Here is a 19,706-nt window from a genome sequence, read left to right as displayed (position 1 = left end):
TTTAATCACCATATTTTTTCCTATAAATTAGTAATGTTACCAGATATATAATTGAAATTACTGACAGAAATACTAATGGCGAAATTCCATTACCATTATAAGAAGTATTCCCTTGAATCGTTAGGTAAATGGACTGTACAACTTCTAAAATTAGCACCCCCATAACTACGATAAATGCATATGATTGAGCTTTCATATTGATAAACTTCCTTCTTTCATCACCCTTTTGTAAAGATGTTGCAACTAAAATCAAAATTCCGCTAACTAACAATAAGACCGAATATAAGTTTAACCCAATCCATTTTTTAGTTCCCTCCCTATAAATTTCACAGCTAAAAACGACAACCATTGAAAATCATTACTGTGTTAAAACATTTTCTTACGGGAACTCTTTAAAGCCAAGATTTAAATATATAAATTGCTAAAAGTAGAACGAGGAACAACAAAGACGGGTTCCAGTTAAGGCCCCGTCTTCCATGTGTTTTTTCATTAAAAATTGAATTTTTGCTTTACCTCTTGCATTTCATGACGTATATCATGTAATTGTTCATAAGCTTGTTGAAACTGCGAATTTTGTGTTGCTTCATCTCCGGCTTGCTTTTGGGCATTTTGTAATTGCTGTTCTGCATGTTGTAATTGTTCATGTGCTTGTTTAAGTAGTTCAACATCTGATCCTTGTGCCTGGGTAAAAGCTTCTCGAGCCTGTTTGATATCCTGACTTGCTTGTTGTAACTGTTGCTGTAAATTCTGTTGTACCATTGTTGTACCTCCATTTAATGTAGTATCAATACTCCGATTTAGTATTCCTATCCTTTTTTATAATTATGAGAAAAAATAATTCGTTTTACCAAGCTACTAAAGATGAATACGAACCTTGGTTCCAACAGGGATTAAAGTAGCCAGTTCTTCAACATCATTGTTATACATACGAATACACCCTCTTGATACTGCTTTCCCTATAGAACTTGGATCATTCGTTCCGTGAATACCGTAATGTTGTCTTGATAAGCTCATCCACATCGTTCCAAATGGCCCACCTGGATTTGGTGCTTTATTAATGATAATGTACTCCCCTACAGGTGTTTCATGAAGAATTCTTCCAACTGCGATCGGATATTGTTTTTCTAGCACCCCATTATTAAATAATTGAAGCGTACGATTATTGATCGATACATCAATTAAATACGGACTTGATTCTGGTGACGGAACTCCTGGAATGATGATTGTCTGCCCAGGATATATTATATTTGGAGTTATCCCTGGATTTGCACGAATAATTTCACGTAACGGTACACGATAATCTTTGGATATTTGATGAAGTGTTTCACCTATTTTCACTGTGTGAATCACGTATCTCCCCTTCTTTCTTTGAGCATATGATATCGTATGCAGGTGCACGCAAGGGTTCTTCATATTCACTTAAAATACGGATTGGGAGGGCGATTGACCGCACAAAATGTAATAGGGTTTCCATGATGTACTCGTACAAACAGTCCGGCTGAGATGAGCTAAATAAAGATTTAAAAAAGCATGTAGAGAACCTCTACACGCTTAAGCTGAAACAGTTATTTATTCAAGTTTTTTGATTTAATGAAAATCATGATGATAATAATGAAACTAAAAGCCGTCAATGCTAAAAATGGAATAGTAATAAAACCGAGCCAATTAATATATTCTGCACTACATGGGACACCGTTTTTACAAGGTTTAATTTCTGCGAAACCGGGTACCTTCTGCTCCAAATAATGGAACAATGAAATCCCCCACCCAATCACAGCCATTGGTAGGACATACTTTTTTACGGAACTTTCATTTTTAAAAGTGGCAATACCAAGAATAAGTGCAAGAGGATACATTAAAATACGTTGATACCAACAAAGCTCACAAGGAATATATCCACGAATTTCACTGAAATACAAACTCCCTAAGGTTGCGGCTAGTGCAACAATCCATGCAAGATATAAGAATATTTGATTTCGATTTGCCATCTAGTTATCCTCTAAAGCTATTTCAATAGCTTCCTCAATTGCTTCATAATCAAATGGATCTTCTATTACCACATTATCAACCATAATCGTTGGCGTTAACTCGACCTCATATTTCGTGACCAGTTCTGTATCCTTGTTAACCTGGTTGATATCAGTATTGTTTTCTAAATCGTTTTGTAATTGTTCCGTGTCTATCTCGGAATAATTATTTGCTATTTCTAACAGTTTTTCTTCGGTTACCCATGCTGTATCATGGCTTGCCGGTTGTTCCTTATAAATCTCTTTATGAAAATCCCAGTAGATCTCTGGGTTTTGCTTGTAAACAGATTCCGCAGCCAGGGAAGCTAATTTTGATTCATTGCCATGGAATAACACATTCACATAGGCAAATTTCACCTTACCAGTTTCTACATAGTCTTTTACGAATTGTGGATAAATATTTTCTCCCCATGCTTTACATGATGGACATTTAAAATCTCCAAATTCTACAACCGTAACAGGAGCATCTTCTTCTCCCATAACAGGTTGTCCTTCAATAGAAGGTGCCTCATCAAATGAAGTACCAACATCTGATTCCATACTATTGTTAATAATTACGAGAGCAACAGCCAAAGCAACAACTACCAATGTTACAATCATAATCAATCCAAAAGGAGATTTATTTTGACTTGCCATTAAAAACACCTCACCTACTATGATTATTTATAGATTAAAAAAGTATCATTAAATAATTTTATCATTATTTCCTATAAATTCTACACCAAACCTCCTTTGTTCAAATACTTTTCAAAAAAAGGTGCCAGGCACTTGTCGAATTCGACAAGTGCCTGGCACCGCTATTTTACTCCTCAAACCATTGATATTGTTCTAAATCTACCCTGCCTTTTTCAGAAACTTTGACACCTTCCATTTGTAATGAATAGATTTGCTCTTGATAAATAGCATCATCTTTTACCGCTACTTTCCCTTTTGCATTAATAACTCGATGCCAAGGAAGATGATGCTTTTTACTCATAGAATGAAGAATGCGAACAACTTGCCTAGCTCCTCTAGGACTTCCTGCCAGACGAGCGATTTGTCCATATGTCATGACACTACCTTGAGGTATTTGCTTAATGATTAAAATAACTTTTTCTGTAAAAGGCTTCATTAGCATTCCTCCTACACAAAAAACACTTGTAAATTTATTCCTCAGCTTACAAGTGTTTTGCTATTAATTTTTACATCTTAACCTAATCTCCGAATGAGTTCAGGTAACCACGCCCTTAATTCTGTAAAGGCATATCCTAAATTAGTAGCTTTCTCATTACTAAGAGACCACGTTTGCTCAATTCCATACGGTGAAGTTAATTTTTCTTCTGTCGTAATGGTAGCTTCCCTTCCCGTTTGTTCTTCGATATTTGATACTAAATCCTCCATCGAAATTTGACCGTTCGCACATGCATTGATAGGTCCAGTATAATCAGATTCTGCAATCCAAGAGAGAAAATCCCCAGCCTCTCTTTGATGTATGAAACACATTTCTACTTTTGGATTAGGAAAATAAACCGCATTCCCTTCTTTAATTTGATTCACATAATGCCATAATCTTTCTGTATAATCTTCTTCACCTAGTACAATTGGAATACGCATCGCAACAACGGGAAGGTTGGATTGCTGAAAGAAATAAGCCTCTGCTTGCCTTTTTCCTTCCTGATATGACACTTCATCTTTACTTACCATTTTCAGTTCGTACGTATACGGGTTAAAATATTCCTCAGGCATTGCTTCTCCATTATCATAAACAGATAAAGTTGAAGTGAAAACATAACGTTGAACTTTACCTTCTAGAGCTTCAACTGCAATCTGAGCATCTTTGGAAGAAAAACAAAGTTGATCAAACACAACATCCCATTCCCTACCTTCTACTGCTGAATGGATAGAGCCTTCATCAAATCGATCTACTTTTAAACGGTCCACTTCTTCACCAAATGAATCCTCACTGCTTTGCCTCGTTGCAATTGTTACTTGAACCCCTCTATCTAACAGAGATCGGACTAAATCCTTTCCAAAAAATCGAGTTCCCCCAAAAACTAACGCTGATTTCATGTTTGATGCTCCTCTCGCTAGTGATAAAGAAATCATACTAAAGTATTCCGTGATTTACAATTTTGACAGTTTGATATAGCATTCTTTTTCTGTCAAATTACATTCCTATTTCTGCAAAACGAACATTGAATGGTCAAAGATATGGATACCTGATTGATAAGTCAACTAAATTCCACTCTCCTCCTAGTCCACTTGTCCATTTCCTTTCTATTTGGATAGCGTACTGTAATAATGAGAGGCAGAAAGGAGGATATTTTTATGGCAAATAAGCCTAATAATATGACAACTGACTTAGCAAAAAAACTCCTGAACGACAAAAATGCATATCTAACAGAGGAAGGTAAGAAACAATTAGAAAAGATCGTCAAAAATTAATTGGACCTTGTAGATATGATTAGAAACGAAAATAACTCCTATCTTGGTGCCAGGCACTTGTCGAAATTTGACAGGTGCCTGGCACCGATATGGAATCTATAAAATTATATGCTGACGTCTCTTTTCTTAAAGAATAAGAATGCGAGAAATAAAAATAGGCTTAAGTAAATGATTAATACAACAACAGAAAATAATAATGTCATCCCTTCAACCATTGGTCCATTTGTAAAATACACATCTAGATTTGTATTTGCAAATAGCGAATATTTTGCCCAATCAGTAAACAAGGCTAAAATATTAGTTGCTTGACTTCCTACAAACATGAGCATAACCGATAGTGCAATCGCTATGGTTTCGTTTCTAAAGATAGTAGATATCATAAAAGCGAACGAAGTAAGCATAACGAGTTTAACAGAGCTAGATAAATAGCTTAACCCTAAAAATAATATCCTTGAACGCTCAACAACTTCACCGTCTATATAAGAAAGGTGAACAGCCGTACCATCGAACCCAAATAAGATACTTCCTACTACAAATGATAAACCAAATAGTAATGCTAACAAGAATAGACCGAACAAAATGGTCGTTATAAACTTAGATGCTAGTATTTGATTTCTAGAAGCAGATCGAACCAATAATAGTTTTATTGTCCCTTTATTAAATTCATGGGCAACAATAGACGCCCCTACTATTATAATGAAGACTCCAATGAGTTGGATAAGCATATTATTCGACTCGATATATGTCCATACATTAGTAACTTCATATGGTGAAATGTCGTTCTCTATACGGTATGTATTGATCGCTTGATTACTTCTAGCATAGTTAAGGATATAATTGTTATTGGTCTCCTGCTCATCGACAGCGAGATTCTCATTTTCTTGGAGCAATTCTTGTTCCCATTGCTCCTTACTAGGCAAGTCCTCTTCTTGGGTTTTCGTGTAAAATGTAAAAGCTGCAGTAGTAACCAATCCAAGAAGTAATATTCCACACATAACATATGTACCAATCCGACTAAATAATTTCATCCATTCATTTTGAATCAATTTCAATAACATTAGGACACCTCCCCTTCGGTTGCCTCTAAGAACCGATCTTCTAATGTTTGTTTTTCTCGTATGACTTCATAAATCGTCATATCATTATTTGTTAAGAAAGTAATAATCTTACCGATTTTTTCCTTCGTAACATTTACACGAATTATTTCATCATCAAGCCCGACTTCATCAACATATTTATCTAATAGAAGTTTTTTGGCTTTGTTAGGCTCATCTACTTCTATACGATAAAAACTTGCAACATCCATTTGTCCTTCACTAGAAACCTCTTCAACCTTTACTAATTTTCCGTTTTGAATAATAGCAAAACGGTCACACATGAGCTCCATTTCAGATAGCAAGTGACTCGATACCAATATCGCAATATTTTCTTCCTTGGCTACTTTACGTAAATAATCACGCATTTCTCGTACCCCAGCTGGATCTAACCCATTGGTGGGTTCATCTAAAATTAATACCTTTGGGTTATGAAGCATTGCCTGAGCTATACCTAAACGCTGTTTCATACCAAGCGAGAACCTTGATACCTTTTGATCTCGGACATGAGATAGACGAACAAGCTCTAGGCGTTGCTTGATATCTTCTTTTGTGACATTCTTACTCATGCGAGCATAATGCAGAAGATTTTTCTCTGCAGTTAGATAAGGATATAATTCAGGGTTTTCTACAATCGTTCCTACGTATTGGATGGCATTTTTATAATCCTTTGTAATACTAAAATCGTTAATTCTTATATCACCAGATGATATTCCAGTAAGCCCCACAACCATCCGTATCGTGGTTGTTTTACCTGCTCCATTTGGACCAAGAAAACCGAAGATTTCTCCTGGATTCACATCAAATGAGAGATCCCTAATGATATGATTTCTCCCAATCATCTTATTTACTTTTTGTAATGATAGCATTGGTTCCTGCACAAAAACACCCCTTCTTCAATTGTTAGATCGAATAAATTAGCACATATCACTACATACGATTTCCTAGAACAGGAAGTTTCAAAAAGGTGCCAGGCACTTGTCGGAATTTGACAAGTGCCTGGCACCATAAAAAAAGGGTGTTGACAAAGGTTTATAAATAGAACAAAATAGAATCATAGTTAAAGATAAAGGACGGTCTAATTAATATTTGATTACCAAAAGAAATATGCTTCAACAATACTTGGAGGTGTTCCTTATGATAGATTATATTTTAATCCCTAATTATGTGGATAATGTAAGAAACATTCAAAGTCAACTATTGAGCGAGTTTTTTCAATCGGTACAACCTATAGATAATAAAATCCCTATGGATGCCATTCGTAGACTTTATATTGAAGATAGAGAAAAGTTTATCGACCTAACGGATGAACTGACATTACGCGGATTTCAATTTTTCACAGAAAAAGCGAATAATATTTTGCCAACGTTTACATTACAAGAAACCAACAATATAATTGTTACATCAAATCAGGATAGATACAAAAAAATCAACTGGAAGCGACTAGGTCTATCTAGTTTTATCGATCGATTTGCTGTACAAAGTGACCTCTTTTTTCATCACATTCCACTAGATGGATTTCGCTATATCAATGCATCCATTGACATCCTTGAGTTAGAGGATGAGTTTCGTCATGCCAGCTTTGAAATACAGGAAGATCCAGCTCGACAAACCGTTAAAGAAATTGCAGCGAACCATATACTCGAACATAACTCCACTAACAAAGAACCTGACACCTCACGAACAATTCATGAAATATTTAACGAAAATAAATACAACTCATTCCGAAGTTATTGCAGAAGAAATAATCTTACGTTTTTAGAGGATATAACCAATAAACATCTTGTTGAATATAAAAATACCAAGGGTGTAGGTAATCGAAAGTTTTATATGGTTACAGACAAACTTGAAACATACGGTGTCCAATTGGAAGGAACAGACGTTTTCACCCTTGAAAATGAGGAGGCCTTTAATTACGTCGTCCCTAAACAAAGTCTTGCAGCTTCGTTAATTACAATAACGGAAGCTTTCTATGAAAATAAGCATAATAAATTCGTTGAATATTGTAAAAACGAAGGAATAACAACGATTGATGAAATTACTGCAAACCATATTCATGAATATGCTAAATTACCTGGGGTTGGGACAAAAAAGGTAGAAACGATCATGGAAACATTAAATGAAATAGCCGATTCCAATCAACTTGATGAAATAGAAATATTTTCAACTGGTGAATTATATCCATATGTGAAGGATTTGGAAGTCTCCGAACTTCTTGAAGTATTTCATTTATCATCAACGGAAGCAATCCCTGTCATGACTGTTTCGGAATTAGAAAATCAACATATTGAATCAATTACAGCATTAAACGATAAAAAACTACTTTTTGAATTGTCGTTCCAATTAAACAAGTTATCGAGCCCAAGAGATACCATCGAAAAAGTAAAATCCCAACTAAAGGATAGGGAGTTACTTATATTAAAGTTGCGGTTTCTAAAACAAAAAACATTAGAAGAAACTGGAGAAGCTTTTAATGTAACACGCGAACGGATACGACAATTGGAGAAAAAGTTAGTTAATAAGATTACTAGTTTGCTTCACGGGGAAAAGTTCCCTTTAATTATGCGTTTGATAGCTAAAAATAATTTGTTTATCCCTTCTGACAAGCTGATACAAATCATCGGAACGGAACACCAGGATATGTTGGCAATGTTCAAAATGAAAGATGCTGTTCTTCCGTATTCAGAAGAAATTGATTCATTCTTTTTAGAATCAGAGGAAAAATCTTCGTTTGTTGAAAAGTTAACAGGGATTATGGAAGAACTCCCTTCTACTTTTAATCTAAAGGATTACGAAGAAACGGTTGAAGAGATATTGGAAACGGATTATGATTTAGACCTTAAAAAGATTATAGAGAAATATGGATATCATGAATACGGAACTTTTTATTCATTAAATAAGCTAAAAATCATCGATGTACTTGAATTAATTTTTAAAAACTATATCCATGAACCGTTTAAACTGGATGATTCGTCGGTTGAAGAGCTACGTAATCTAGCAAAAGTGCACTTTAATTATCAGTTGGGCGATTCTACTAGATCAATTGAAGCTAGAATTCGAGATTCTGAAAACATCCTACTAGTTGATCGCTTTACATTCCAATGGTTTGAACCGGAATCCATTCACTCCGAGTTGATCGATCAAATTCAGAGCTATATATCTGCGCGATTTGAAGAAGTAGATGTCATAAATGCTGAAGAAATATTTGAAGCATTTCAAAGTAAACTAGCACCCTATCACATTACAAACAAACTCCATCTATACTCGATTGTGAAATACTTCCTTGCCGATAAATTTAGTATTGGCAGAGGTAATACGTTAGATATATATCGGGATAACAATGAACGTTTAAACGTTGAGGACCGTATCATTGCTACAATTGACAACCTAGGTGGAACTGCAACAAGAGATCAATTAGAACAGGAATTAAAATGGCCGAGATATAAAATAGATTTAGCTATTTCAAATTCCAATCACATTATTTCTTGGGAAAAAAACACGATTAAATTATTGGGTGCACTTGGGCTTACTGAAGCAGAAAAAACAGAACTCATTCATGTAGCCAAAAAAACGATGGAAAATGGATACACCACATCTGGCATTATTTTTGAACAAATATTATTTAATAAAAAACTAGCACCAATTATTCAAACAAAAGAGATTAACAGCACAAGTAAACTTGCATCTATTATTAAGAGCTTAATTCCTACATTAAAAGGGCAGAACAATTTCTTGTATGAGGAAGATAGTGAAATTACAAGTTTTGAAGAAGTAATTGTTCATGAGTTTAGGGAAGAGACTACGAGAAAAGAAATTCAAGACTTCATACTGCAACATGGATATAAACCATTAATGGCTTCTAATCTACTAGAGAAAATAATCGAGAATAACTATTTTATGGAGATTGATCTTGGAATTTTCTATCCTGCTAGTAATTTTACTATTTCTAAAGATGTAGAAAATCAACTAATCAATTATATTGAAGCACAGATGGGCGAAAAAGATTATTTATCTTTAAATCAAATTGAAGGCTATCGAAGCGCCCTTCCTTCCATTGATTTTCGTTGGAACCCATATCTAATTAAAAGTATCCTCGTACAAAAAGGATATCGTCAAATAAAGAAAATTCACCATGATTATCGTTATGATCGTATTCTACTTGTTCGAGCGGATAGTCCGATTACGACATTTAATGAACTGGTCTATACAGTTCTTAAAAAGGAATATAATGGTAACTTCCATGAAACAGCTATTCACGATTTCTTATCGGATAAAGGAATTATTCGTCAAAAAGGTAGTGGAAAAGAAAAAGTGCTTCCCTATGAGATCAAACATCGGTCAGATCTTATCGAAATCGATAGTATAGGAATTGTCACATTAAGGTAGGTGGACTTATGTCGTTTGAACACCTTGAATTAAAATACAAATACCGTTCCTCCCAAGACCAAATATATCAGGATTTTTATCAACCATGTTTACAGGAGGCTGTCCGATATGATCGGGCTGTTGGTTATTTTACTAGTAATAGCTTAAGTGTATTAGCAAATGGACTCGATGTCTTTTTAGAGAAAAATGGAGTAATCCGAATTATTGCCAATCCACATTTAACCAAAGAAGATGTGGACGCCATTGAGTTTGGCTACAAGGCAAAAGAAGATGTTGTTATTCAATCTCTGTTACGTGAGTTAGAAATGAGCAAGAAAACCATTGAAACGGATGCTTTCAATACGTTAGCTTGGTTAATTTATAAAGATAAATTAGAAATTAAAATCGCTTTTACCAAGAATAATAGTTTGTATCATGAAAAATTTGGGATTTTTTTTGACGAAGTAGGAAATCGAATCGCATTCTCTGGTTCTGCCAATGAAACCGTTGGTGGAATACGAGATAACTTTGAAAAGATTGATGTGTTTTTTAAAGATCATGATTTGGAACGAATTGGAGATATGGAAAAGGACTTCGAAAATTTGTGGAATGATACAACTCCAAGTTTAAAAGTTATTGAAATCCCAAATATTATTAAAGAGAAACTCGCTAGTTATCGTACCAATCATAAGCCGGGGTCATCATTCAAAAAAGTTATAAAACCACGTCCTTATCAAGAAGAAGCTATTCAATCTATTCAAGTAAATAACTGGCATGGAATTTTAGAAATGGCTACAGGAACAGGCAAAACAATTACAAGTTTATTAATATCCAAAGCTTTTTTGAATGACAGAAAACGCATGTTTCTTGTTATTATCGTACCTTTCACCCATTTGGTTGAACAATGGATTGAAAACTGTGAAATGATGGGGTTTTCAACTATAACAAAATGCTACGGTAGTAAAAAAACTTGGATGAATCAACTACAAGCCGATATTCGAGATTTTAATTTAGGAATCATTGATCACCATGTTGCTATTACAACATACAAGACTGCTGCTTCAAAGGAGTTTAATAATTATATTGCCGGTATAAAGCGTAATGCTTTTTTGATTGCTGATGAATGTCATTACTTCGGTGTCAGAAGCCTACGAAAAAATCTTCTAGGGGATATGGATGCTAAAGTAGGACTCTCAGCAACTCCACAACGATGGTGGGATGATGACGGTACGGACTATATAACTGCATTTTTCGGACCTGTTGTATACGAATACGATATGAAAACCGCGATTAGGAATGGAGCTTTGACGGAATACAGCTACCATCCGATACAAACTGACTTAACAGACCATGAGCTACATCGTTATGATCAACTGACAAAACGACTCATTCATTTGTATAGTGATGAGAAATTAAATAACGAAGAAATTAGTGAAGTAAACCGAAAAAGAAGTTTACTAATTAGTAAAGCAGAAGCCAAGAAGGAGAAGCTTTTCTCACTCTTTGATCAGAAAGATAGGGAAAGTGTTAAACATACCTTAGTCTATTGTGCACCGGGTGAAATCGAGGGTATTACAAAAGGACTTGCTGACTTAGGATACCGTGTTCATCGTTTTGATTCGGAGGTAAGTTTAAAAGAACGCATGAAAATTTTAGATGCCTTCGACCGGGGTTCGATTCAGATCCTGGTTGCTATTAAATGTTTAGATGAAGGCGTTGACGTACCAAGCACAAAAGAAGCTTATTTTCTTGCTAGTACTTCTAACCCTAGGGAATTCGTGCAACGTCGTGGAAGAATATTACGTGCACACCCTGGTAAGAACATTGCTAAGATTTATGATTTTATTGTCCTGCCGTCTATTGCAAATGATCAGATGTACAAATCGATCGCATCAAAGGAACTCCCTCGCTTTTCGGAGTTCTCACGATTTGCCATTAATAGCTATCGTGCAAGACAAGAAATTGGAGCCTTTTTAGCTCCCTACCACCTTGAATATTTAATGGATAAATTACCATGGGAAGTTTATAACGAATTTAAGCAAATGGAGGGGCCTCATGAAAACAACCAAGGAATTAGATCAACGAATCAATGAATTTCCTGATCATCTTTCTAAATTAGCAAAATTACTAATGAAAGACATCGAAAACGGAAATCTGTCTAATACACAAATTGAAGACCGTATTCGCCAAGAAATTAAAGAACTGGTTTTGGAGGATATGAATAAATGAAATTAAAAAAAATCGCAGTAAACAACTTTAGGCAATTTTATGGCCAACAAGAAATAATTTTTGCTAGTGGTGAACAGAATATAACGATTATCTTTGGAGAAAACGGAAAAGGAAAAACTGGTATTTTTCGAGCATTAATGTTTGGATTATACGGTAGTACCCATATTGAGCAAGATAATCCAAAGGAAAAAATACACTTAGTAAATTTTATCGCACTGGAAGAAGCGAAGAATTTACCCGTAGAAGCAGAAGTTCAACTACAATTTGAATCCAAAGGGAAAACATATCAACTTAATCGCAGGATCATGGGGATTAAGACAGGCGAAATTATCAAAGAACGCATGAGCGAGGTTGAATTGTACATTACTGATGAAAATGGTAATTTTAGTCCCGACTCGATTACCGATGAAGATGAAATTTACCGAATAATAAACGACATCCTTCATGCAAGTATTAAGGATTTCTTCCTCTTTGACGCTGAGAAAATAGAAACCTTAACAAAGACAGATAAAAGTGTAAAGGAAGAAGTGAAAAATGGTATTGTAAAGCTTCTTCACATTGATAAATTAGAGGAAGCCATCAAACTATTGAATAAGCTTCATGCTACGGAAAAACGTAGATTACTACAGGATTCGCAAAACCTTGATTTAAACCAAAAGCAAAATGAAATTGAGGCTTTAGCAAATGAAATTACCGACTTAGAAGAGAAAGTTTCTCTAAAAGAATCCAATATGTTAGCTTGTTCTACAGAAATCGAAGAGATTGAAACCAAACTTGCAGAAAATGAAGATGTTCGAAAAATACAGGATAAATACCGCGAAACAAAAGAAAGGAAAACGTATGAGCAGCGTTTATTAAAAGCAAAAAAAGATGAAATGAAAAATCTCCTCGTTGCTAATGGACCAAACCTGATTTTGAAGGATACGTACCATTCTGTTAAAAACTATTTGGATCAGGTGCTAGTGGATCAGCAAGATTTAATTCCAATAGAAGTTATCGAGAAATCATTAAATGAATTAGTTTGCGCATGCTGTGGAACGAATCTTGAGGAAAATCCAAAGCATAAAAAACAAGTGGAATTTTTAAAGGAAAACTTTAAACGCTCTAACCTCACCCCTCTTGTTTCGCTAGTTACATCTAGTATTCATGACGCCCAAATTAGCGAAGAAGACCAAATGCGCTCAATAAATAAAAGCTTGAAGGAATTTAGAGAAATTAAAAATAATATTGCTGCAATTGACCGACAGCTCGATGACTTTCAAGCTGACATTGAAAATAAGGCTCAGGAACAAGAAAATCTTAGCCACTTGGAATCCACTTTAAAAAATAAAAAGAACGAATTAGATGAATTTCGGGTGGATATTTCTAAAATGAAGGATCAAATCATCGAGAAAGAAAATAACAGAAAGGCGAAGGAAAAAGAATTTAATCGTTTACTACGCCAAAATGAAAGCTTAAAGGTCGATGCAAAGGTTCTAGAATATATTGAAGGATTAAAGGAACAGTTTGAGAGAGTTTTTGTAGAGTACAGTGATAACATGCGACTCCGACTAACGGAAGAAGCTACATCTATTTTTAAACTATTAATTGATAGTAAAGACAAAGAATTGATCAGTAAAATTGATATTAATGAAAAATACGAAATTGAAATTATTGGATGGGATCAAGTCAACATAACCCAAGATATCTCGCAGGGTCAACGTCAGGTTGTTGCTTTATCATTTATTACGTCATTAGCCAAGGTTGCTGCAGGTGACTATACGGATATCTCATTTCCACTTTTCATGGATACACCGTTCGGTCGTATTAGTGGTACAAATAGAGACCAATTAATTCAAAACATTCCTCGACTATCTTCACAATGGATTCTTCTATTAACAGATACGGAGCTATCTAAAACAGAGGAAATGGAATTTAAAGCAACTGGAAAGCTTGGAAAATGGTATAGACTCGATCAAATCAAAACTGGCCATTCCGAAATTGTTGAACTTGATCTTAATGAAACAATTGCGACAAGGGGGTAAAGCATGGACTTTTTAATGGATCAAATTCTTTTCTATACAAGTGAAAAGTATGAAGAAGTTTATATTCATCTAAATACGAAATTTGATGTTAAATACCAGGATTTATTCAGTATTTGTGCTAGTATCGGCTTCAAAAATAATCGTAGATCACCAATTGAAACCCGTGGTAGAGAGTTTCGTTCCAACTACTTTAATACGAGCCAACGGGCTACTATTTATTCGATCCTTTTAGGGGATCCTGAACTCGGAAAGAATATTGAGCAATTTGATGATAATGAATTCCGCAGACAAGCTAGAAAAAGATTAGAGGAATATGCAGAAGGTGGAATGGAAATCTTAATATCAGAAGTATTTGGAAATCGTTGGGACGGAAACAAGCTAGACCCCAACTATAGCGAATACGAAATTGACATACTCGGCTACATCTACTCCGACGCCCAAGCCATACCATTCTAAATGTCGAATTTCGTCGGTGCCAGGCACCAAATAAAAGAAACCCGCTAGTTAAGTGGGTTTCTTTTTTGATTTCTATATGGTGATTGTTGATTCTTGTTTCTCATACGTCTCATGAATGATTTCTTTAATACGTGAAATAGGATCTTGATAGTCCAACTTTTCTAATGGAATATATACCTCATTCGCTTTTAATGGATGTGTTCTTAACTGTTTTATATCAAAGTTTAAAATTTCTTCGATTTCTTTTTGAATCTTCTTCCCTAACGTTGACAATCGATTATCAGGATCCACATGCAATACCAAGGATTGGTATTCAGCTCCCCCGTGCATTGTTGCCATCTTAAACGTTTGGTCAATATGTTTGTATCCAATGGTTGGTCCGTTAGCACTTTCATCGTATTCAACACCAGGTAATTGTAATAAATATGTATGTATTTCAACTGCTATTTCAATTTCATTAAAATGATATATTTTTTCACTCATGCCCCTCAGCCCTTTCTAACTAACAGTTTAAACTATGTATCTTATAGGTAACTTTGAATGTCTATGAAAATACCTGCCTGCCCTCCTTCCATTCGCTCCCCCATGAATCAGCCCAATTATATCACAATACTTGAGCCATCAGACCTAGTTATTTTTACCATCTCTTATAGGTATTTCCTATAAAATCTATCTTTATATGTTTAAAATAATCTACCTTTGTTAATGCTATTTATGATTACAAGTAAATAAGAGGTGATTTTTTGAAAAAGTCTATGTTTCTGTATGTAAGTTTACTAGGACTAATACTTGCAGTAGGGCTTGTATTGTTATTCAATACAGGTGAAGATAACGCAACTGATGATCAAAATGAAACGACGAATACAGAAGAAGATCATTTATTTGAACAAGATGCTGTGGAAGCATTGGAAGAGTCGATTGAAGTAGTAGCTTCAGACGATGGGAGTATTCATGCGAACAACCTATTTATTCCATGGACAATTAACAAAAGTGGCAATAACTTTTTCCTAAGTCAACGAGATGGAACCGTTATAAAAATTGATGGTGACTTCGGGATCGTGGACGTTCAGCACGTAGATGTATCAGAAGAAGTCCTCCACGAAGGAGAAGGTGGATTTCTTGGATTTACGTTAACACCAGATTTTGAAACTTCCTACAAGGCAATCGCTTACCATACTTACCAAAAAGATGGTGAAACTCTCAATCGTATCATTAGTCTAAAACTAAATGAAGACACTTGGACAGAAGAAGAAGTTTTACTTGATCAAATCCCTGGTGGTGAAATTAATAATGGAGGTCGTATTCAAGTAGGTCCTGATGGAATGCTATATGCAACAACTGGAGATACTGGGCACGCAGAACATGCGCAGGACCTTGACAGTTTAGCTGGTAAGATTCTCCGTATTGAATTAAATGGTGATATACCTGAAGACAATCCATTTGAGGATTCCTACGTATTTTCTTATGGACACCGAAACCCACAAGGTTTTGCATGGGACAGTGAAGGGAATTTTTATAGTTCCGAACATGGAGAAGATGGCCATGATGAAATAAATTTAATAGAAGCAGGAAAAAATTATGGATGGCCAGAGATTCAAGGTGATGAAGAAGCAGAAAATATGGTACAGCCAGTTCTTCACTCTGGTGAAGATACATGGGCTCCTTCTGGAATGGCCTATAATGAGGGTCAGCTATACATCGCTTCCTTAGCTGGTGCCAAAATTTTCACCTACGATATTGCAAATGGTGAAACGTCCGATTTCTTTGATGAAGTTGGCCGACTAAGGGATGTTCTGATTGAAGATAATTCCTTGTTTACAATAACAAATAACCATGATGAACGTGGTAATCCTGAACAAAAAGATGATCGTTTAATAAATTTACCACTTACAGAAAAGGCTAGCTCTGAATGAATAAATTTAAAAAGGTAACCATTCCGTAGAATGGTTACCTTTTTGTTATTCTTCATTCTTTAAGCTCTTTAGATATTCAACTAATGCGTTGATTTCATCTTCATCTAACGAATCTTCAAACCCAGGCATTGCTCCACTACCGTGTAGAATTTGTTGGATCAAACTGTCATCATCGTCTAACATTGGGCTATTCTGTAGGTTAGGTCCGTTATGTCCGCCAACACCTTCGGCCCCATGACAGGCTAGGCAATTATTTTCATATACCTTTTGTCCATTTTCAACAGCAGAACCTTGGCTTTCATTTTGTTCCTCAGCTTCTTCTGCCTCATCGCTTTGAATTGGAGAACGATTTATATCTTCATCTGAAATATCTTCTAACGACTCAAACTCGCCATCTAATGAAAAAGTATAAATCTTATCCCCATGCTTTGTTCCAGCTAAGGAGTTTCCAGCAGAGAATATGGAGACATATTGTTTTCCATCCACTTCATACGTAATTGGTGGGGCGTTTGCTCCTGCGTCTGTCATAAACTCCCATACTTGATCACCGGTTGTAGCATTATAAGCAATGATTCGCCCGTCATTATGACCTACAAATACGAGGTTCCCTTTTGTTGTTAAAATACCACTATATGCAATGGTGTCCCATTCTTTTTGCCAAACAATCCTATTCGTTTTGATATCTAATGCAGTGACAGTACCACCAAATGGTGCATCGGAAATCGGTTGCCAAATACTACCGATCCATTCCTTTCCTTCTTCAAACTTGTTTGCTTCATCTTCTGCATAATGTGCGTATGCAAAGTAGTTATCATTACCTAATACGTAAAATAACTCTGTATCTGGATTATATGCAGATGGTGGCCAATTACCTCCACCCTGTGGCGATGGTTTAATTGTTACTGGCTCATCCCAGAATGGCGTAAAGATGCTCCCTACTTCTCCTTCGAAATCCTCAGGAAGATCTCGTTCGATATCTTCTTCGGTAATCTCTTGTGGTACAAAGGCATCTCCTTCTGGGAAAGGCTGTGTAGGTGAAGTTTTTTGATTTTCATTTTGAGGCACTTCTTTTTCTTCAATACCTATTAATGGTTCACCATTTGTTCGATCTAGCATATAAACCCAGCCCGTTTTACCTGCTTGAGCAATTCCTTTTTTCATTTCTCCATCCATTTCTACATCATATAGAACAACTGGATTGGCTGGATCTAAGTCCCAAATATCATGGTGAACTTGTTGAAAGTGCCATTGATATTCACCGGTGTCTGCGTCAAGTGCCAGCATCGAATCGGCATATAAGTTATCTCCCTCTCGATTGCTCCCATCAAGGTCTGGAGATGTATTACCAGTTGCAAAATAGATCATGTTTAACTCAGGATCTACTGCTGGTGTTTGCCAAACTGGCGCCCCACCTTTTATCCAGGCATCGTTATCCTCTGGCCACGTTTCATGCCCAGGTTCTCCAGGAGCAGGTATCGTATATGACCTCCAAATTTGCCTTCCTAAATCTGCGTCATAGGCAGCCACATATCCTCGAATTCCGTATTCTCCACCTGCTATCCCTGTATAAACCTTCCCATCATAAAAAAGTGGTGCACTAGTAATGGTGTATCCTTTTTCCCATTCATCAACTCGTGTCTCCCATACTACTTCACCAGTTTTTTGATCTAGTGCTACTAGTCTTGCGTCTAATAATGCTACATAAACTTTCCCATCACCTAGTGCAACTCCTCGACTTGCCCAACCACAACAAAGCGTGTCCAAATCATCTGGTAGCTTCGGACGAAATTCCCAAATGATTTCACCTGTTGTCGCATCTAGCGCCGAAACATTATTGGCACCTGTGATGGTGAACATGACACCATCATATACAAGCGGTGTGGCTTCACCAGAATATTTAAAATCAAAACCAGACCCAAGACTAGTAACCCAATCCGCTTTTAATTCCGCTACGTTGTTTTCATCAACTCGATTTAACGGAGAGTATCTTCCATTATAAATATTTCCACCAAACGTAATCCAATTATTTGTTGGTAATTCTGTTAGTTCTTCCGCAGAAAAGTCTGGAGCAATATCCCCTGTATATTCCATATGCTGAAATGATTGGTGGTCAGACGGGGATCTATCTTCATTTTCCTTCGCTTCACCCTCCCCCGAGTCTCCCTGCTCCTCACCCTCTTGATCTTCTTGCTCCGTATCCTCAATTGGAGATTCCGCGTGATCATTGTTACCCGTTCCTTGAAAAACAAAATATCCCCCTACGGTAATGATGACAACAGCAATAATGGCTATCCACATCGATTTTTCTAATTTTTCCATTCAAACAGGAGCTCCTTTCTATAAAGAATAACTATAAATATCGTTACTTCCTTTGTAATTTGCCCTTATGAATAAAAAATAACCATATAAATTAGAAGTTTCTTTATAACTTGTATCATCAACAATAATCTGTGAAAATACCTTGTTTTCTATGAAATCAAGAATAACGACTTTAAAGTTGGAAATACTTAACTTAAACAATAAATTTGGAGGGTTATCTAATTATGAAAGAGTTATTTCATTCCGTTGTCTTATTTTTAACTTGTTTTGTTCTAGTGGCATGCGCTGCTGATAACGAAGATTCAACAAAAGACCCACAGGAGCTGACGGAAATAGAGAGCCAAGAAGTAATGAATCGAATGGATATGGAAGGTATAATGGAGCAATTGGATTATAGGGCATATGATTTTGATGTTTTATATGAAGACTCTGAATTTGAAGGCGAAATAGAAGATGATGATGGGTTAATTGAAGCAGAGTTTTATCACCCCTTTGACGATGTGAATGTACGAGGATCCGATGCAGTCGATGCTATCTTTCCGGTTTTACAAAAATTGGAGCTTACTCCAGAAATGACAGACGAAGAAGCGGTGGAAGCTTCCATTGCAGCCTTTCATTTACCGGAGAACTACTTAAAAGCCTCCCTAGAGGTCGTTTTTAATGATGGAACAGAAAAAGAATATGAGATAAAAAAATAACATGCATGCTAAACCGTTCTGGGTTAATAACGAAAAAATTTTCCAGTGCCCAAACCAATGTTAACTCACTTCGGATTTACTTTCCATATGTTCATCTAATATCATGTAGAAACCGTCACCTCAAGAGATGACGGTTTTTTACATTTCGTTTTCATTC

Annotated in this window: 18 protein-coding genes; 7 read left to right on the top strand and 11 right to left on the bottom strand. The window is 35.8% G+C overall.

Annotated features, from left to right (window positions below; all coding sequences use genetic code 11):
* Nucleotide 1: 1 nt before the first annotated feature.
* From BMX40_RS20980 to BMX40_RS14690, 9 genes are all read right to left on the bottom strand, one after another.
* The gene (locus BMX40_RS20980; protein WP_483143697.1) at nt 2-349 is read right to left on the bottom strand and encodes a DUF2178 domain-containing protein; all 348 of its coding nucleotides are present in this window, start codon (nt 347-349) and stop codon (nt 2-4) included.
* 140 nt (nt 350-489) lie between these two features.
* Nucleotides 490-759, bottom strand: a complete 270-nt coding sequence (locus BMX40_RS14725; RefSeq protein WP_090871258.1) for a hypothetical protein — start codon at nt 757-759, stop codon at nt 490-492.
* Nucleotides 760-855: 96 nt separating this feature from the next.
* A complete protein-coding gene (locus BMX40_RS14720) occupies nt 856-1,350 on the bottom strand; it encodes a L,D-transpeptidase family protein (RefSeq protein WP_090871256.1) in 495 nt (164 codons plus the stop codon).
* A 215-nt stretch (nt 1,351-1,565) separates the two neighbouring features.
* Nucleotides 1,566-1,988 carry a disulfide oxidoreductase gene (locus BMX40_RS14715; protein ID WP_090871254.1) on the bottom strand — a complete coding sequence of 141 codons (423 nt, stop codon included), beginning with the start codon at nt 1,986-1,988 and terminating at the stop codon, nt 1,566-1,568.
* Nucleotides 1,989-2,663 (bottom strand): thioredoxin domain-containing protein, encoded by a 675-nt coding sequence (locus BMX40_RS14710; protein ID WP_090871252.1) that lies wholly within the window; start codon nt 2,661-2,663, stop codon nt 1,989-1,991.
* Between the two features lie 166 nt (nt 2,664-2,829).
* Nucleotides 2,830-3,138: an MGMT family protein gene (locus BMX40_RS14705; protein ID WP_090871250.1), complete on the bottom strand. Its 309-nt coding sequence runs from the start codon at nt 3,136-3,138 to the stop codon at nt 2,830-2,832.
* 77 nt (nt 3,139-3,215) lie between these two features.
* Entirely contained in the window at nt 3,216-4,076 is an 861-nt protein-coding gene (locus tag BMX40_RS14700; protein ID WP_090871248.1) for an NAD-dependent epimerase/dehydratase family protein, read from the bottom strand.
* Nucleotides 4,077-4,555: 479 nt separating this feature from the next.
* Nucleotides 4,556-5,509 carry an ABC transporter permease gene (locus BMX40_RS14695; protein WP_090871246.1) on the bottom strand — a complete coding sequence of 318 codons (954 nt, stop codon included), beginning with the start codon at nt 5,507-5,509 and terminating at the stop codon, nt 4,556-4,558.
* The gene (locus BMX40_RS14690) at nt 5,509-6,414 is read right to left on the bottom strand and encodes an ABC transporter ATP-binding protein (RefSeq protein ID WP_090871308.1); all 906 of its coding nucleotides are present in this window, start codon (nt 6,412-6,414) and stop codon (nt 5,509-5,511) included. The genes BMX40_RS14695 and BMX40_RS14690 overlap by 1 nt, the downstream gene beginning before the upstream one ends.
* 268 nt (nt 6,415-6,682) lie before the next feature.
* On the opposite strand from BMX40_RS14690, the gene BMX40_RS14685 reads away from it, so the two are divergent.
* From BMX40_RS14685 to BMX40_RS14670, 5 genes are read left to right on the top strand one after another with little or no spacing between them, the layout of a single operon-like run.
* Nucleotides 6,683-9,931 carry a sigma factor-like helix-turn-helix DNA-binding protein gene (locus BMX40_RS14685; protein WP_170840810.1) on the top strand — a complete coding sequence of 1,083 codons (3,249 nt, stop codon included), beginning with the start codon at nt 6,683-6,685 and terminating at the stop codon, nt 9,929-9,931.
* 8 nt (nt 9,932-9,939) lie between these two features.
* Nucleotides 9,940-12,003, top strand: a complete 2,064-nt coding sequence (locus BMX40_RS14680) for a DEAD/DEAH box helicase family protein (RefSeq protein WP_090871242.1) — start codon at nt 9,940-9,942, stop codon at nt 12,001-12,003.
* Nucleotides 11,966-12,139, top strand: a complete 174-nt coding sequence (locus tag BMX40_RS20355) for a hypothetical protein (RefSeq protein ID WP_170840809.1) — start codon at nt 11,966-11,968, stop codon at nt 12,137-12,139. The genes BMX40_RS14680 and BMX40_RS20355 overlap by 38 nt, the downstream gene beginning before the upstream one ends.
* The gene (locus tag BMX40_RS14675) at nt 12,136-14,163 is read left to right on the top strand and encodes an AAA family ATPase (protein WP_090871240.1); all 2,028 of its coding nucleotides are present in this window, start codon (nt 12,136-12,138) and stop codon (nt 14,161-14,163) included. Before BMX40_RS20355 ends, BMX40_RS14675 begins: the two co-directional genes overlap by 4 nt.
* Before the next feature lie 3 nt (nt 14,164-14,166).
* The gene (locus BMX40_RS14670) at nt 14,167-14,619 is read left to right on the top strand and encodes a hypothetical protein (RefSeq protein ID WP_090871238.1); all 453 of its coding nucleotides are present in this window, start codon (nt 14,167-14,169) and stop codon (nt 14,617-14,619) included.
* Between the two features lie 72 nt (nt 14,620-14,691).
* Here the strand turns inward: BMX40_RS14670 and BMX40_RS14665 are convergent, their stop codons facing one another.
* Nucleotides 14,692-15,102 carry a hypothetical protein gene (locus BMX40_RS14665; RefSeq protein ID WP_090871236.1) on the bottom strand — a complete coding sequence of 137 codons (411 nt, stop codon included), beginning with the start codon at nt 15,100-15,102 and terminating at the stop codon, nt 14,692-14,694.
* 260 nt (nt 15,103-15,362) lie between these two features.
* On the opposite strand from BMX40_RS14665, the gene BMX40_RS14660 reads away from it, so the two are divergent.
* The gene (locus BMX40_RS14660; protein WP_090871234.1) at nt 15,363-16,532 is read left to right on the top strand and encodes a PQQ-dependent sugar dehydrogenase; all 1,170 of its coding nucleotides are present in this window, start codon (nt 15,363-15,365) and stop codon (nt 16,530-16,532) included.
* A 45-nt stretch (nt 16,533-16,577) separates the two neighbouring features.
* Here the strand turns inward: BMX40_RS14660 and BMX40_RS14655 are convergent, their stop codons facing one another.
* Complete coding sequence (locus BMX40_RS14655; RefSeq protein ID WP_090871231.1) at nt 16,578-18,851, bottom strand: outer membrane protein assembly factor BamB family protein; 2,274 nt, start codon at nt 18,849-18,851, stop codon at nt 16,578-16,580.
* 224 nt (nt 18,852-19,075) lie between these two features.
* On the opposite strand from BMX40_RS14655, the gene BMX40_RS14650 reads away from it, so the two are divergent.
* Complete coding sequence (locus BMX40_RS14650; protein WP_090871229.1) at nt 19,076-19,549, top strand: YusW family protein; 474 nt, start codon at nt 19,076-19,078, stop codon at nt 19,547-19,549.
* Nucleotides 19,550-19,706 lie beyond the last annotated feature (157 nt).

Source organism: Oceanobacillus limi (assembly GCF_900111445.1).
Classification (GTDB): Bacteria; Bacillota; Bacilli; order Bacillales; family Amphibacillaceae; genus Ornithinibacillus; species Ornithinibacillus limi.
The sequence above is the reverse complement of the archived record's forward strand: the minus strand, read 5'-3'. Positions and strand labels throughout refer to the sequence as shown.